At 64.9% G+C, this 15,105-nt stretch carries 11 protein-coding genes; 4 read left to right on the forward strand and 7 right to left on the reverse strand.

Annotated elements, in window-relative coordinates:
• Positions 1–278: 278 nt before the first annotated feature.
• Positions 279–1,616 (reverse strand): MFS transporter, encoded by a 1,338-nt coding sequence (locus ACQR1W_RS20985; protein WP_434852577.1) that lies wholly within the window; start codon positions 1,614–1,616, stop codon positions 279–281.
• A gap of 362 nt (positions 1,617–1,978) precedes the next feature.
• Here ACQR1W_RS20985 and ACQR1W_RS20990 point away from each other — a divergent pair, with 362 nt between their 5' ends.
• Positions 1,979–3,259 carry a hypothetical protein gene (locus ACQR1W_RS20990; protein WP_434852578.1) on the forward strand — a complete coding sequence of 427 codons (1,281 nt, stop codon included), beginning with the start codon at positions 1,979–1,981 and terminating at the stop codon, positions 3,257–3,259.
• 243 nt (positions 3,260–3,502) lie between these two features.
• On the opposite strand, the gene ACQR1W_RS20995 is transcribed toward ACQR1W_RS20990, so the two are convergent.
• Complete coding sequence (locus ACQR1W_RS20995) at positions 3,503–4,279, reverse strand: class II aldolase/adducin family protein (RefSeq protein ID WP_434852579.1); 777 nt, start codon at positions 4,277–4,279, stop codon at positions 3,503–3,505.
• Positions 4,280–4,513: 234 nt separating this feature from the next.
• Between ACQR1W_RS20995 and ACQR1W_RS21000 the strand changes: the two genes are divergently transcribed.
• Positions 4,514–5,539 carry a histone deacetylase family protein gene (locus tag ACQR1W_RS21000; protein WP_434852580.1) on the forward strand — a complete coding sequence of 342 codons (1,026 nt, stop codon included), beginning with the start codon at positions 4,514–4,516 and terminating at the stop codon, positions 5,537–5,539.
• 65 nt (positions 5,540–5,604) lie between these two features.
• Here ACQR1W_RS21000 and ACQR1W_RS21005 read toward each other — a convergent pair whose 3' ends face one another.
• Complete coding sequence (locus tag ACQR1W_RS21005) at positions 5,605–7,125, reverse strand: Do family serine endopeptidase (protein WP_434852581.1); 1,521 nt, start codon at positions 7,123–7,125, stop codon at positions 5,605–5,607.
• A gap of 188 nt (positions 7,126–7,313) precedes the next feature.
• Positions 7,314–9,782 carry a phosphoenolpyruvate synthase gene (gene ppsA / locus ACQR1W_RS21010; protein ID WP_434852582.1) on the reverse strand — a complete coding sequence of 823 codons (2,469 nt, stop codon included), beginning with the start codon at positions 9,780–9,782 and terminating at the stop codon, positions 7,314–7,316.
• 245 nt (positions 9,783–10,027) lie between these two features.
• Between ppsA and ACQR1W_RS21015 the strand changes: the two genes are divergently transcribed.
• Positions 10,028–11,161: an SbmA/BacA-like family transporter gene (locus ACQR1W_RS21015; RefSeq protein ID WP_434852972.1), complete on the forward strand. Its 1,134-nt coding sequence runs from the start codon at positions 10,028–10,030 to the stop codon at positions 11,159–11,161.
• Here ACQR1W_RS21015 and ACQR1W_RS21020 read toward each other — a convergent pair.
• The 3 genes from ACQR1W_RS21020 to ACQR1W_RS21030 are packed head-to-tail and all read right to left on the reverse strand — an operon-like array spanning position 11,121 to position 14,440.
• On the reverse strand, positions 11,121–12,059 hold the full coding sequence (locus ACQR1W_RS21020; RefSeq protein WP_434852583.1) for a 1-phosphofructokinase family hexose kinase: 939 nt from the start codon (positions 12,057–12,059) through the stop codon (positions 11,121–11,123). The two genes, ACQR1W_RS21015 and ACQR1W_RS21020, sit on opposite strands and share 41 nt — an antisense overlap.
• 3 nt (positions 12,060–12,062) lie before the next feature.
• Positions 12,063–13,031, reverse strand: coding sequence for a glucokinase (gene glk, locus ACQR1W_RS21025; RefSeq protein WP_434852584.1), 969 nt, complete (start codon positions 13,029–13,031; stop codon positions 12,063–12,065).
• Positions 13,028–14,440 (reverse strand): GH1 family beta-glucosidase, encoded by a 1,413-nt coding sequence (locus ACQR1W_RS21030; RefSeq protein WP_434852585.1) that lies wholly within the window; start codon positions 14,438–14,440, stop codon positions 13,028–13,030. The genes glk and ACQR1W_RS21030 overlap by 4 nt, the downstream gene beginning before the upstream one ends.
• A 162-nt stretch (positions 14,441–14,602) precedes the next feature.
• Here ACQR1W_RS21030 and ACQR1W_RS21035 point away from each other — a divergent pair, with 162 nt between their 5' ends.
• Entirely contained in the window at positions 14,603–15,058 is a 456-nt protein-coding gene (locus tag ACQR1W_RS21035; protein WP_434852586.1) for a hypothetical protein, read from the forward strand.
• Positions 15,059–15,105 lie beyond the last annotated feature (47 nt).

Consider the following 15,105-nt stretch of genomic DNA (forward strand, 5'->3'; position numbering starts at 1 on the left):
AAAAATAGCAAGAAAATTATTGTTTTCAGAAATGATGGATTTGTCAATTCGGCCTGATCGGTCTGTTCAGCTGGAATGAGTTGTGGACTCTCTCCTCCGTCATTCCGGGGCGTGCGTAGCACGAGCCCGGAATTCATCTCACCGCGGGTCGCGGGCCTGATGGATTCCGGGCTCGCCGCGGCGCGGCGCCCCGGAATGACAAATGAGTTTGCCCCACCGCTTGCGCAAAAAAAACGGCGGCCGAAGGCCGCCGTCAAGGTGAGCCCCACGCGTGGTGCTCAGGAGGTTCGCAATTGCACCCGCTCGATGCGGCCGACGATCACGAGATATGAGATCGCCGCGACCAGCGCGTTGAGGCCGACGAACACCAGGGCGCCGTTGAAGGAGCCGGTGGCGGCCAGGATGTAGCCGATCACGATCGGGGTGGTGATGCTCGAGAGGTTGCCGAAGGTGTTGAACAGGCCGCCGGAGACACCGCCGGCCTCCTTGGGCGAGGTGTCGGAGACGACCGCCCAGCCGAGCGCGCCGATGCCCTTGCCGAAGAAGGCGACCGCCATCAGGCCGACCACCAGCGCTTGGCCGTCGACATAGTTGCAGCCGATGATCGCCATCGACAGCAGCATGCCGCCGACGATCGGGATCTTGCGCGCCAGCGTCAGCGAACCGGTCTTGCGCAGGATGGCATCCGAGATGAAGCCGCCGAGCACGCCGCCGATGAAGCCGCACAGCGCCGGCAGCGTGGCGACGAAGCCCGCCTTCAGGATCGTCAGCCCGCGCTCCTGGACCAGATAGATCGGGAACCAGGTCAGGAAGAAATAGGTCAGGGTGTTGATGCAATACTGGCCGATATAGACGCCGAGCATCATCCGGTTCGACAGCAGCTGACGGATATGCGACCAGCCGGGACCGCTCGATGCCGCCTTGGTCTCCTGCGCGCCGTCGAGGTCGACCAGCGCGCCGCCCTGGCGGATATAGTCGAGCTCGGCCTCGTTGATGGCCGGGTGCTCCTTCGGGCCGTACATGGTCTTGATCCAGATCGCGCCCATGACCAGCCCGAGCGCGCCCATGACGGTGAAGACGTGGCGCCAGCCGAACTCATGCGCGATCCAGCCCATCAGCGGCGCGAAGATCACGGTGGCGAAATACTGGCCGGAGTTGAAGAAGGCGGATGCCGTGCCGCGCTCGTTGCTCGGAAACCAGGCCGCGACGATCCGCGCATTGGCCGGGAATGACGGCGCCTCGGCGAAACCAACCAGGAAACGGAGCCCAAACAGCGTCGCGACGGCGACGCCGCCGGTGACGAAGCCGATCCAGCCCTGCAGCATCGTGAACAGCGACCAGGTCAGGATGCTCACCGCATAGACCCAGCGTGAGCCGAAACGGTCGAGCAGCCATCCGCCGGGCACCTGCGCGATCACATAGGACCAGCCGAACGCCGAGAGCACGTAGCCCATCGCGATCGGATCCAGGCCGAGCTCCTTGGAGAGGGCCGGAGCCGCGATCGAGAGCGTCGCGCGGTCGGCGTAATTGACGGTCGTGACCAGGAACAGCATGGTGACGATGAAAAGCCTGACCCGCGATCGTCGCGCCTCGGCCACGGACACAATTGCGCTCATGCGCAAGACCTCCCTGAATTTTTCCTCTGTGGAATGTCTAGACAGACGGAGCCAGTGGGTCCAAGCCGAAGCCTGTATCGATTGATGCCGATTTTGTATCGATCGCCGCCCGAAACCGGCGATGGACCTGCGCGGAAGGCGGGGCGCGGGGACAGGAGCGGCTGTCGTTTTGAACGACCCGGCCGTCACTCCCGATCGAGCCGGCGGGATACTAGGTCCGCATGGCGCGATCCAACTGACACCGAAGCTTCACGCCGCAGACATTAAAGCCCACTAACGTTTGCCTGCCGCGCGGGCGGCGCTGCTGCCCGCAACGCATCCGTTTGCCTCTTCAATTCAGCAAAAATTCCAATGGAGCTGCCATGAGTCGTCAGGGAGCAATGATCGTTTGCGCCGTCATGCTGACGGCGGTATCGGCCGACGCGGGCGACCAGACCCAGGTCGGCGCCGGGAACGCGCGCGCCCAACAGATCGGCGCCGGCTCGCCGCTCGTGCGCTCTGCGATCGATCTGTTGAAGGAGAACGCCGAGCAGATCGAGGACGCGCAGCTGCGCAGCCAGACGCTCGATTCCTTCCTGAATCCGAACACCTGCATCCGTCACCGCGCCAATGTGAATGACGCCGTCAAAACCCAGATCATCAACACCCTGATCGCACAGAACCTGGTCAACCCCGCTGATGCCGCATCGATCACCGGTGGCCTGAAGGCCGGCATCTTCCCACCGGTCGTGCATGACGGCAGCTCCTGCCCGAACCTGCCGCTGACTTTTGGTGCAACGCCCGGCAGCAATTTCGGCGGCCACCATTCCTATCCCGGCGGATTGGCCGTCCATGAATCCTTCAACGACCAGAGCTCGATCAATTTCGCCGACACCTATCGCGGTGAATATGGCAGCCTTGGCGAGCATCGTCTGCCCGTGACCCGCGGCGCGCAGCGACACGGAGACGTCAGGATCAATCAGGACGTGGTCCTGGCCGCGCCGATCTGGCACGACTGGGCGAAGATGATGGTGTTCCAGTGGAACGGTGACGGCACCGAATTCGCCGAGCTCAATTTCGGTGGCGCCGGCACCACTGACAACTATGGCGCGGCGGGCGATTCCCGCACCGGCGGCCACCACATCATCAGCATCGCCGAGACCATGGCGCGTGGCCTGCCGCCGCTGTTCGTGATCACGCAGGCCTCGGCCCATTCGGCGCCGACGCTCGGCAACGAGTTCAAGGTGGTGAACTGGCTGCGCGCGGCCGCCATCATCGCGCAGATCGATCCGGTGGCGAAGGGCTATCTGGCCGTCGACGGCAGCGGCCATCTGCGCCTGCCGCCGCTCGCAGCGCTCGGTGCCGGCGTCAACCTGCCCTCCGCCGGACAAGGCAACGTGCTGGTCGAGTATCAGATCCATAACCTGTCGGATGCTGATTTCGTCAACTCGATTCCCGCCGTGACGCAGGTGCAGGTCATCCTGCAGCAGATCGCGCCACAGTTCGGCTACGATACCTCGGACGTGTCGCGCTACAACAACTTCTTCCGCAACGTCGTGCTGTCCTATCTCAGCCCGGAGCGGCTGATGATGGTCTATGACAAGGGCGGCCTGGAAGAGGTGGACGAAGAGGTGCAGAAGCTGCGCCGTCTGCACGTGATCTGAGCGTGGAGACTGGCGCGGGCGAGCTCGGTGTACTCCCTCTCCCCGTTCTTACGGGGAGAGGGGCGGGGTGAGGGGAAGCCGCGCGAGTGGTGCGAATGGTGAAACCTGTACCCCTCACCCCGATCGCATCTGATGATGCAATCCGAGCTCTCAGCGCGAGCGAAGCTCGTTGCGTCCCCGCAAGCGGGGCGAGGTAAGCTCGCGGTGCGAGCTGCGGCGCAGTCGGCTCGCTCGCAACGCAAGTCAGTTCACATAATCCGGATCAGACTTGTCCAGCATACGCTTGAAGGCGGCCCATTCGCTGTCAGGGCGGCCTTCGGTTTCGATCCGGTCAGAGAATTTCGCGTATTGCTCGGCGGTGTGGCGGGCGATGTTGTCGGAGACGGTGTTGATCTCGGCGCCTGACGCCTGGATCGCGAGCTGCGCCTTGCAGGAGCGCTCGAGGTTGTGCATCAGCTTGAAGGCTTCGGCGACCGAGCGGCCGCAGGTCAACAGGCCGTGGTTGCGCAGCACCAGCACGTTCTTGTCGCCGAGGTCCTTGATCAGCCGCGACCGCTCGTCGAGGTCGAGCGCGATGCCTTCGAAGTCGTGATAGGCGACGCGGCCGGCAAACTGCAGCGACCATTGATTGAGCGGCAATAGCCCGCACTTCAGCGAGGAGACGGCGACGCCCGCGACCGTATGCGTGTGCAGCACGCAGGCGACATCCGGCCGCGCCATGTGGATGGCGCTGTGAATGGTGAAGCCGGCCGGGTTGATGCCAAGTCCGAGCGGATCGTCGGTCACGTTGCCCTCGATGTCGACCGTGACGAGGTTCGACGCCGTCACCTCCTCGAAGCGCATGCCATAGGGATTGATAAGGAAGCGATCATGGGTGCCGGGCAGCCGTACCGAGATGTGGGTGTAGATGCTGTCGTCCATGCCGAGCCGGTGGATCAGCCGGTAGGCGGCGGCGAGATCGGTCCGCGCCTGCCTGTTCGCATCCGTCAGAGTGTCGGGCTTCACATGCGTGGTCATCATCTGGCTGGTCCTTCCGCGGTTTGGGCGAACTTTCGTTCAGCGGCGCCGGACGGGCAAGCTCAAACTGTCGACAGCCGGCGCATAGGAGTTAGTCGGATGCAGCGGAGGATGGGGCAGCTGTTCCGCCGGATGGAAGTGCCTGCACCGGACCCCGCAAAGGATTGAGCGGTCTGCGCTTGTGCTGTCCGTTCGCTCATGCACAATTCGGCTGTCCTCGAACCGGAGCAGCATCACGTGAAGGCCGTCTACAGCGAGCTGCATCGCAGCCACGATCCGCAGTTCTATCTCGTGCGAGGCGTGGTCAAGCGCACCACCGAACAGCCCGAACGTGCGGACCGTCTGTTGGCGGGCCTGAAGGCCGGCAATCACCGCGTGGTGGCGCCGATCAATTTCGGCCAGGGACCCCGGGCGCGTGTCCACAGTCCCGAATATCTCAGCTTCCTCGCGGAGGCCTGGGAGGCCTGGGCCGCGCTCGGCGATGCCGGGTCTGAGATGATTCCGAACATGCATCCCGTGCGCAACGCCGGCACCTATCCGACGCATATCGTCGGCCGGCTCGGCTGGCACACGACGGATACGTCGGCGCCGATCGGCCCCGGCACCTGGGCCGGTGCCTGCGCCGCGACCGATATCGCCACCACCGCGGCGCAGCTGGTGATGGACGGCGAGGATGCGACCTATGCGCTGTGCCGTCCTCCCGGTCATCATGCCTATCGCGACATCGCCTCCGGCTTCTGTTTCATGAACAACAGCGCCATCGCGGCGGCGCATCTCCGCCTGACTCATGAGCGCGTCGCGATCCTCGATGTCGACGTGCATCACGGCAACGGCACGCAGGGCATCTTCTACGAGCGTGGCGACGTGCTGACGGTGTCGATCCACGCCGATCCGGTCGCCTACTATCCGTTCGTGTGGGGCTATGCGCATGAGCGCGGCGCGGGCGCAGGTCTCGGCGCCAATCTCAACATTCCGCTGCCGCTGAAGACCGGCGACGATGGCTACATGAACGCGCTGGAGACGGCTGCAAAGACCATCCGCGCCTTCGCGCCGGGCGCGCTGGTGGTGGCGCTCGGGCTCGATGCCTCCGAGCACGATCCGCTCGCCGGGCTTGCGGTCACCACGGCGGGCTTCAAACGCATCGGGGCTGCGATCGCGCGGCTCGCGCTGCCGACCGTGTTCGTGCAGGAGGGCGGCTATCTTTCCGATATCCTGGGTGAGAACCTCACCGCGGTGCTCGCGGGCTTCGAAGAGGCGAGGTGACTCAACGCCAAGCCCGCCGCAGCCTCGAACGAAGCGCCGCGGCGGGCTCGCAAGCCTTAAGCCGATCAGCCGATCGGCACCGCGATGAAGCGAGTGTTGTCGGCGGTCTTGACCCGGATCAGCACGTCGTGCTTGCCGTCGGACTTCGCCGCCGACAACGCGTTGCGCAGATCGGAGACGCTGCCGACGCTCTTGCCGCCGACATCGAGGATGACGTCGCCGGATTTCAGCCCGTGCTCGGCGCCGGGACCGTCGGGATCGACGGCGGTGATCACGACGCCCTTGCTGCCGGCGCCGGCGACCTGATCCGCAGGCGCAACCGACAGTCCGAGATGCGGTACGCCGGGCACCGCGCCATTGTCATGCTCGCCGGCATTGGCCTGCTTCTGCTCGCCGGGCATCGTCGCCAAGGTCACGTTGATGGTCTTCGCCTCGCCCTTGCGCAGGATGTCGAGCTTGACGCTGCTGCCGGGGCTCATGCCGGAGATTTCGCGTGCCAGTGAGCGCGAATCCTTGATCGCATTGCCGTTGACGGCCGTGATCACGTCACCGGCCTGAATGCCGGCCTGCGCGGCCGGGGTGTCCGGCTTCGCCTCGTCGACCAGGGCGCCTGCGGCGTTCTTCATGCCGAGGCTTTCGGCGATGCCGCCGGTGACCGGCTGCACCTGTACGCCAAGCCAGGCGCGCGTGACGGTGCCGTGATCCTTGAGCTGCGCGATGACCTGCTTGGCGGTGGCGGCGGGAATGTCGAAGCCGATGCCGACCGAGCCGCCCGAGGGCGAGTAGATCGCGGTGTTGACGCCGACCACGTTGCCGTTGACGTCGAAGGTCGGGCCGCCGGAATTGCCCTTGTTGATGGGCGCGTCGATCTGGATGTAGTCGTCATAGGGCCCGTTGCCGATGTCGCGGCCCTCGGCCGAGACGATGCCGGCGGTGACGGTGCCACCGAGGCCGTAGGGATTGCCGACCGCCACGACCCAATCGCCGATGCGCGGCATCTGGGTCTCGAAATCGACATGGGCGAAGGTGTGGTTGCCCTCGACCTTGATCAGCGCGAGGTCGGTCTTCGGATCGGTGCCGATCACCTTGGCGGTATAGGTCTGGCCGTCATCGGTGGTGACTTCGACCGACTTGGCGTGATCGACGACGTGATTGTTGGTGACCGCATAACCGTCGGCGGAGATGAAGAAGCCCGAACCGAGGCCGGTGATCATTTGATGCCGGTGCGGCTGCGGGCCGTCGTTGAAGCCATATTGCCGGAAGAATTTCTCGAACGGCGACCCATCCATGAAGGGCTGCACGCCGGGATCTTCGCCATTGCGGTTGAGCATGTTGGCATCGGAAGCGCCGTCGATGCGGACACGTACCGAGATCACCGCAGGCTTGACCTTGCTGACGAGGTCGGCAAAGCCGCGCGGTCCCTGCTCAGATTGTGTTGTTGGCGTTGCCGCGAAGGCGCTCGTGGACATTTGTCCGGCCAGCGGACCGGCCAGGATCACGCCCGCGCCGATGACGGCGACCGAGCCGAGCAAAGCGAGCCGGCGCCTTGCAAGCGGCTTGCGGGGTGGTTGATTGGTGTCTGTCATTCTCGTATCTCCGAAATGCAAAAGCTCAACTGCCCCGCTTTTCGAAGTACAACGACGGGATTACCGCGTCCTGTCGGGCGAATTAATTCATCCTGTCCGCGGAATTAATTCGTCGTAATGCATAGCGGGCCTTACATCGGCCGGCGCCTGCAATGACGTCGCGGGTACGACCCGCCTGATGGTGAAAATCAGCTCGCCAGCGCCTTTGGCGCGCGTGCCGCCAGCTCACGCTCCGCCTCGCGCACGATTTCCATCGTGCGCACGACGCTGGCCGGATTGACGCTGATGGAGTCGATGCCGAGCTCTGTCAGGAAGCGCGCGATATCCGGATAGTTCGCGGGGGCCTCGCCGCAGATGCCGACATGGCGGCGGTTGCGCTTGGCGCCCTCGACCGCCAGCGTCAGCATCTTCAGCATGCCGGGATCGCGCTCGTCGAAATCGAAGGCGACGATGTCGGAATCGCGGTCGACGCCGAGCGTCAGCTGGGTCAGATCGTTGGAGCCGATCGAGAAGCCGTCGAACAGCTTGGCGAACTGATCGATCAGGATCACATTGTTCGGGATCTCGCACATCATGAAGATCTCGAGCCCGCTGTCGCCGCGCGTGAGCCCATGGCTCGCCATGGTCTCGATCACCTTGCGCGCCTCCTCGACGCGGCGGCAGAACGGAATCATGATCTTGAGATTGGTGAGGCCCATGACATCGCGCACGCGTCGCAGGGCCGCGCATTCGAGCGCGAAGCCCGCGGCATAGGCCGGATGCGCATAGCGCGAAGCGCCGCGGAAGCCGAGCATCGGGTTCTCTTCCCTCGGCTCGAAATTATCGCCGGCGATGAGGCTCGCATATTCGTTGGTCTTGAAGTCGGACAGCCGCACGATCACCGGATGAGGGAAGAACGCCGCCGCGATGGTGCCGACGCCTTCCGCCAGGCGCTCGACGAAGAAGTCCGCCGGGGCCTTGTAGCGCGCCGTGAGATTCTGGATGGCCTTGCGCACCTTTGCCGACTTCACCTTCTCAGGCGCGGCCAGTGCCATCGGATGGATGCCGATATGCTGGCTGATGATGAACTCCATCCGTGCCAGGCCGACCCCCGCATTCGGCATCATCGCAGTCCTGAACGCGACCTCGGGATTGCCGAGATTGACCATGATCTCGGTGCGCGGCTTAAGCAGCGTGTCGATGGCGATCTTGCTCACCTCGAAGGGGAGGGCGCCCTCATAAACGTGGCCGACGTCGCCCTCGGCGCAGCAGACGGTCACGGTCATGCCGGTCCTTGCGGTCTTGGTGAAGCTCTCGGTGCCGACCACGGCGGGCACGCCGAGCTCGCGGGCAATGATCGCGGCGTGGCAGGTGCGGCCGCCATGATCGGTGACGATTGCGGCCGCCGTCTTCATCACCGGCTCCCAGTCCGGGCTGGTCGAGGTCGCGACCAGCACCTCGCCGGGACGGAAGGCGCGCAGATCGCGCTCGCTCCTGATCAGGCGGATCTTGCCGGCGGCGATCTTCTCGCCAACGGCGCGTCCGGTCGCGATCGCTTTGCCCGGCTGTTTGAGCGAATAGGTTTCCAGCGCCTCCGGCGTGCGCCGCGAGGCCACCGTTTCGGGCCGGGCCTGGATGATATAGAGCGCGCCGTCACTGCCGTCCTTCGCCCACTCGATATCCATCGGCGTTGGCCGGCCCGCCTTCTGCGAATAGTGATTTTCAACGACGATGGCGGCCTGCGCGAGCTCGAGCACGTCTGCATCGGTAATGCAGAACGCATTGCGCTCAGGCGGAAGCGTGATGACGTTGCGCGTGGTCGCGCCGTGCGCCTTCGCGCCGGTCTTCTTGCTTGCGGTCTTGGCGTAGACCATGCGCTTTTCCTTGGCGCCGAGCCGACGCGACAGCACGGCGCGGAAGCCGGCGTTGAAGGTCGGCTTGTGCACGTAGAACTCGTCCGGATCGACCGCGCCCTGCACCACGTTCTCACCAAGCCCATAGGCGCCGGTGATGAAGGTGACGTCGCGGAAACCGCTTTCGGTGTCGAGCGTGAACATGACGCCGCTCGCGGCGAGATCGGAGCGCACCATCTTCATGACGGCCACCGAGAGCGCCACCTTGAAATGATCGAAGCCGTTGTCGATGCGATAGGAGATCGCGCGATCGGTGAACAGCGAGGCGAAACAGCGCCGGCAGGTTTCGAACAGATCTCGCGGCCCGCGGATGTTGAGGAAGCTGTCATGCTGGCCGGCGAAGCTCGCATTGGGCAGGTCTTCGGCCGTCGCCGAGCTGCGCACCGCGACCGCTGCGGCTCTGCCATATTCCTGCTCGAGCTGGCGGTAGGCCTCGCTGACCTGTTTGCGCAGATCGGCGCGGTCGGTCGCCTCATAGATGATCGCGCGCGCCTTCGCCGCGCGCTTGGCGAGATCGGCGATGCGGCGCTTGTCGAGGCCCTCGAGCAGCGCGCGCAAGCTCTCGTCGGCGCCGGTTGCGCGCAAGGCGTCGCGATAGGCCGCAGCCGTCAGGGCAAAGCCGTTGGGTACCCGGACACCCTGCGGCGCCAGCGCCGAATAGAGTTCACCGAGCGAGGCGGTCTTGCCGCCGACCAGAGGCACATCCTCGATGCGGAGATCCTTGAACCATCGGATATAACCAGGGACAGAGCCAATTGCCGTCATCGCCGCTTCTCCCGCACTGCAACGTTGTTGAGAACGAGTTTGGCGGGAGATCCAAGGAGTGCCTTGCGCAGGATCAAGCTGATACCAATGATTGGCTCTAACAAGGGAACGGGGAGGAGAAAGGGCCTGTCAACGAGATCAGGGTAGCAATGTGCCTGCTCGGCATGGGGTGGTGTTGTGCCCAGAAACAGGCACCCATGCTGCGCGAGATGTGGTGCGTGTGGATAGGGCCGTTTGCCAGGATGATGGCTGAAGACAGCGAAGACCGTGGCGATCTCGAATGGTCGCGCTTCTGGCTCACTGCCCGACACTTCTGGTGTGGCGTGAGGGCTTGGCGGGTGTGGCTGCTGTGCGCCTTCCTCGTCATCATCGTCGTGCTGCAGCTCTATGTGCAGTTCCGCTTCAACTATTGGAACAGGGATTTCTTCGACGCGCTGGAGAGCCGCAATCCGGCGCGGCTGCGCGAAGCGGCCTATCTGCTGGTTCCGCTCTGCCTCGGGAGCGTCGTTCTTGCTGTCACCTCGGTGTGGGGCCGCATGACCATGCAGCGCAACTGGCGTGAATGGCTGACCACGAAGGTGATCAATTATTGGGTCGAGAACGACCGGTACGCGCGGCTGGCCGCGGCGGAGGGCGAGCAGAAAATTCCGGAATATCGCATCGCCGAGGACGTCAGGATCGCGACCGATGCGCCGGTCGATTTCGCCCTCGGCGTGATCTCCTCGCTGCTGACCGCGATCATCTTCGTGCAGGTGCTGTGGCAGGTCGGCGGCCCGATCACGTTCACCTGGTGGGGGCATGAGCTCTGGATACCGGGCTATCTGGTCATCAGCGTCGCGGTCTATTCCGGCCTGGTCACCAGCGCGATGATCTGGGTCGGCTGGCCGCTGACACGCGTTATCCAGTCCAAGGATCAGGCCGAGGCCGAGCTGATCACGGCGGCACATCTGCTCCGCGATATCGGCGAAGGCGTCACGCCGAAGCAGCAGGAACGCGGCGTCATCGACGGCCTTTGGCAGGCCTTGCGGCATGTGGTCAAGCAATGGCTGCGCTTGTGCTGGCAGCTGATGCGCACCACATCGGTATCGCATCTCAATTCGCTGCTGGCGCCGATCATCGGGCTGGTGCTATGCGCGCCGAAGTTTCTCAACGGCGCGATGACGCTGGGTGAGCTGACCCAGGCGGCGGCTGCATTCACCCTGGTGCAGGGCTCGTTCAACTGGCTGGTCGACAATTACAGCCGCGTCGCCGACTGGATCTCCTCGCTGGAGCGGGTCGGCGGATTGTTGCTGTCGCTGGACAAGCTCAACCATCACGCGGCAGCAGGGGATGCTCCGCTCACGCCACCTCTACGATCACCTCTGCAGCAAGACGTCTGACGTCGGCGGGATCGCACAGCGCGGTCCCGGTGTGCAGCAGGGCCGCGGCGCCTGCCGCCACCGCCCAGCGGAACGCCTCGTCAAGGGCTGCGCCAGCCGCGAGCCTGGCAATCAGCACACCGAGAAAGCTGTCGCCGGCGCCGACCGCGCTGACCGGCGTGATCGGCAGCGGCTGCGCGCGCAGCACGCGGTCATGCGTGACCAGCACCGCGCCGAGATGGCCCATCGTCAAAGCCACCGTCTCGACCTTGCCGCTATGCACCAGCGCCCGTGCGGCAGCTTCCCAGGCGAGCGCATCGCCGAGCTCGCCGCCGGCAAGCTCGCGCATCTCACGCAAGGACGGCTTGATCAGGTCGACGCCGGCGTCGACTGCGGCCGTCAGCGCCGGCCCCGAGGTATCGAGCATGAACTTCGCGCCGCGCTCGCGCGCGAGCTTTGCGATCTGGCCGTAGAAGTCGGCGGGCACGCCGAGGGGCAGGCTGCCGCTGCCAACGACGTAGCGCGGAAATGGCCTGATGTCGGCAAGCAGCTTCAGGCAGCTCTGCCACTCGGATTCACTGAGTGTCGGCCCAGGCAGGATGAAGCGATAGGGCTGGCCGGTCGCGGCTTCCTGCACGAAGAAATCTTCGCGCGTCTCCTCGTTGCTCGGAAAAGTCAGGCTGGCGACACCCTCGCGTGCGACCAGCTTGTTGAGCAGGGCGCCGGTCGCGCCTCCCACCGGATAGACCGCGGTGACGTCGCCGCCAAAGCGGGTGATGACGCGCGCGACGTTGATGCCACCGCCGCCCGCATCGCGCCGCGCAGCGCGGCCGCGCAGCTTCATGATCGGCACGATCTTCTCGACCTCGGTCGAGACGTCAACGGCGGGGTTGGGTGTGATCGTGACGATGTCGGTCATGTGTCAGCGCGCCGGCGATGCAGCGCTGGTTTCGAAGAAGGATTTCAGGCCGAGGAAGCTGATGTCAGGCTTGGTGACGATATAGGCCGGGATCAGTCGCAGATAGGCGTCATACCGCCCCTTGTTCTCGAACTGGCGCCGGAAATCCGATCGCGCGAGATAGTCCGGAAAGCGCGGGGCGATGCCGCCGGCGATATAGACCCCGCCACGGGCGCAGAAGGTGAGTGTCAGATTGCCGGCGACCGCGCCGAGCCAGCCGCAGAACATGTCGAGCGTGGCACGGCAGACGGCGCAGCTGCCGTCGAGCGCTCGTTGCGTGATTTCGGCAGCATCGCGCTGCGGCACATCAGCGCCGTCAACCGCGGCGATGGCCTGGTAGGTGTGCTCGATGCCCATGCCGGACAGCGCGCCGCGCTCGACCGAGACATGGCCGAGTCGCTCGCGCATCTTGGCGATCACCTGGCTCTCGCGTTCGGTCGTCGCCGGCAGCGTGACATGGCCGGCTTCGGTGACGGCGACCATCGGACGGCCGTCGCCTGGCAGATAACAGGCCGCGCCAAAGCCGGTTCCCGGGCCAAGGACCACCATCGGCGCGCCCGCGACCGTCGTCCCTCCGCCGAGCGGATAGAGGTCGACCGGCTGCAGTGCCGGCAATGACCAGCCCACGGCCTCGAAATCGTTCAGGAGCTTGGCCGAGGCGAGGTTGAATTGTCGCGCAAGGTCTGCGCCGTCAATCACCCAATGGCTGTTGGTCAGCGTGGCGCGATTGGCCTCGATGGTTCCGGCAACGTCGAGCACGGCGGCGGACGGCGGGCCGCCCGCCTGTTGCGACAGAAATGATCTGATCGCGTCGCCTATGGTCGGAAAGTCGGCGACCTTCAGATGTTCGATGGGCCCGATCACGCCGCGATCCATCAGCGCAAAGCGCGCATTGGTGCCGCCAATATCCGCCAAAAGAACGCGCTCGCTCATCCCTCAGCCGCTTCCACCGTGTTGGTGCGGCCGACGGGAACCTTCGTGCTCCGCTGCGCCGCAATCATGTCCGCATACCACCGCGCAGATGCCTTGGGAATGCGCCGCTGCGTGGCGAAGTCGACATAGACAATGCCGAAGCGCTGTGAATAGCCCGACCCCCATTCAAAATTATCCAGCAGCGACCAGACGAAATAGCCGCGGACGTCGGCGCCCTGGGTCATCGCCTGTTCCATGGCTTCCGTATAGGCCTTCAGATAGGCGATGCGGCTGTCGTCCCGGACCTGCCCCGTCGCGTCGATCTTGTCATCGGCGGCCGTACCGTTTTCCGCCACATAGATCGGCAGCCGAAATCTCGTGTGGATGTCGAGCAGGGTGTCGCGGAACGCCTCCGGCACGATCGGCCAGCCGATCGCGGTGCGCGGCACGTCATCGGGTGGCGCGCCGAAGGTGGCGCCGATCAGGTTGCTGTCGGCCTTGATGTAGTGGGGCGAATAGTGATTGAGGCCGAACCAGTCCAGCGGACGCGCGATCTGCGCCATGTCGCCGGGCTGGACATAGGGCGCGACCGCGTCGGCCAGCGTCGGCGGATAGCAGGCGAAATGCTGCGGCAGCGGAAACGCATCGTTCCAATATTCGGCGAACCGCAGTGCCGCCGCTACGTCCGCCGGGCTGTTGGTGCAGGGATAGCAGGGCTGGCGATTGTGGACCGCGCCGAGCTGGCTGCCTGCCACGCTCGCGCGCAGCACGTCGATCGCCTTGCCGTGGCTGAGATTGACGTGGTGGATCGCCTTGTGCAGCGCGGCTTTGTCGGCCACGCCGGGCGCGTGCCAGCCAAAGCCATAGCCGAACAGCGTGAACACGCAGGGCTCATTGAAGGTGGCGAAACGTTTGACCCGGTCGCCATACCGCTTTGCCAGCAGCGCGGCGTAATCGGCGAACCAGCCGGCGATGTCGCGGTTCTGCCAGCCGCCGAGGTCGTCGAGCGCCTGCGGCAGGTCCCAATGATACAGGCAGATCCACGGCTCGATCTCGGCTGCAAGCAGCGCATCGATCAGCCGGTCGTAGAAGGCGAGACCCTTTTCGTTCGGCGCGCCGCGGCCTTGCGGCAGCACGCGCGGCCAAGCGACCGAGAAGCGGTAGGCATTCAGTCCGAGCTCGCGCATCAGCGCGACATCGTCGGCATAGCGATGATAGTGATCGCAGGCGATCTCGCCACTGTCGTTGTTCTTCACCCGTCCGGGCGGGCGGGCATAGACGTCCCAGATGCTGTCGGCGCGGCCGTCGACATGTGCCGCGCCCTCGACCTGATAGCTCGAGGTCGAGGCACCCCAGAGAAAGCCGGGTCTGTCCGGGGCCGCCGCGTGCGGATGAAGGTGCAGATTGCTCTGTGGACTGCTGTTGGGCATGGCCGACGGTCGATTGCCTTTCGATGTCGATGGGGTCGCCACGATGATGCAGTTCCTCCGTGGCCTCCCGTTGACGAGGATCAAAGTGACAGCGCCTCGCATGCGTAGGGTGGATCGAAATTCAACGAAGGCTGCGCGGCCGATCACGCCGCGCAGATCCCGATGCCGCCGAAGATGATGGGACCGAAAATCATGCTGTGCCGAAATCCGCTTCCAGTTCCCGATCATCTCGACGACAGGCTGCAGGCGGCGGTTGCGCTGTGGCAGGGACTGAAACGGGCGGAAAACAGCATGCCCTTCGCCGACGATCTCGCCCAGTCCGCCGTCGGACGGCTGCACAAGGCTTTTCTGCTGAAGGTTTTCACGAAGCCGGAGCGCTTCCGCTTCGAGTTCGTGAGTGCCGGCCTGCCCGAGGCTGCGGTCGGCAAATTCGCCGACGAGACCACCCCGGACGCCGCCTTCGGCTATCTCCGCGCGCAGGCGAGTGTCACGGTCGAGGCCGGTGAGCCGACCTTGCTGCGCCTGACCGAAACATCCAGCCGCGAGCTGTCGCGGCTGTTGCTGCCGCTGTGGGAGAACGGCGAGGTGGCCCTGCTGCTCGGCGTCGTGCAGGGGTGAACCGGGCGTCGCTCCGTCACGGCGCCAGGGCAACACACATTTTTTCC

Origin of the sequence: Bradyrhizobium sp. HKCCYLS1011 (assembly GCF_051167795.1) — a bacterium.
Lineage (GTDB): Bacteria > Pseudomonadota > Alphaproteobacteria > Rhizobiales > Xanthobacteraceae > Bradyrhizobium.

Excerpts from the sequence above, each read along its gene's own strand:
- ACQR1W_RS21035 (WP_434852586.1), top strand. The coding sequence starts at position 14,603 with ATGCCGCCGAAGATGATGGGACCGAAAATCATGCTGTGCCGAAATCCG.
- ACQR1W_RS21030 (WP_434852585.1), bottom strand. The coding sequence starts at position 14,440 with ATGCCCAACAGCAGTCCACAGAGCAATCTGCACCTTCATCCGCACGCG.
- ACQR1W_RS20990 (WP_434852578.1), top strand. The coding sequence starts at position 1,979 with ATGAGTCGTCAGGGAGCAATGATCGTTTGCGCCGTCATGCTGACGGCG.
- ACQR1W_RS20985 (WP_434852577.1), bottom strand. The coding sequence starts at position 1,616 with ATGAGCGCAATTGTGTCCGTGGCCGAGGCGCGACGATCGCGGGTCAGG.
- ACQR1W_RS21005 (WP_434852581.1), bottom strand. The coding sequence starts at position 7,125 with ATGACAGACACCAATCAACCACCCCGCAAGCCGCTTGCAAGGCGCCGG.
- glk (WP_434852584.1), bottom strand. The coding sequence starts at position 13,031 with ATGAGCGAGCGCGTTCTTTTGGCGGATATTGGCGGCACCAATGCGCGC.
- ppsA (WP_434852582.1), bottom strand. The coding sequence starts at position 9,782 with ATGACGGCAATTGGCTCTGTCCCTGGTTATATCCGATGGTTCAAGGAT.
- ACQR1W_RS20995 (WP_434852579.1), bottom strand. The coding sequence starts at position 4,279 with ATGATGACCACGCATGTGAAGCCCGACACTCTGACGGATGCGAACAGG.
- ACQR1W_RS21015 (WP_434852972.1), top strand. The coding sequence starts at position 10,028 with ATGGCTGAAGACAGCGAAGACCGTGGCGATCTCGAATGGTCGCGCTTC.
- ACQR1W_RS21020 (WP_434852583.1), bottom strand. The coding sequence starts at position 12,059 with ATGACCGACATCGTCACGATCACACCCAACCCCGCCGTTGACGTCTCG.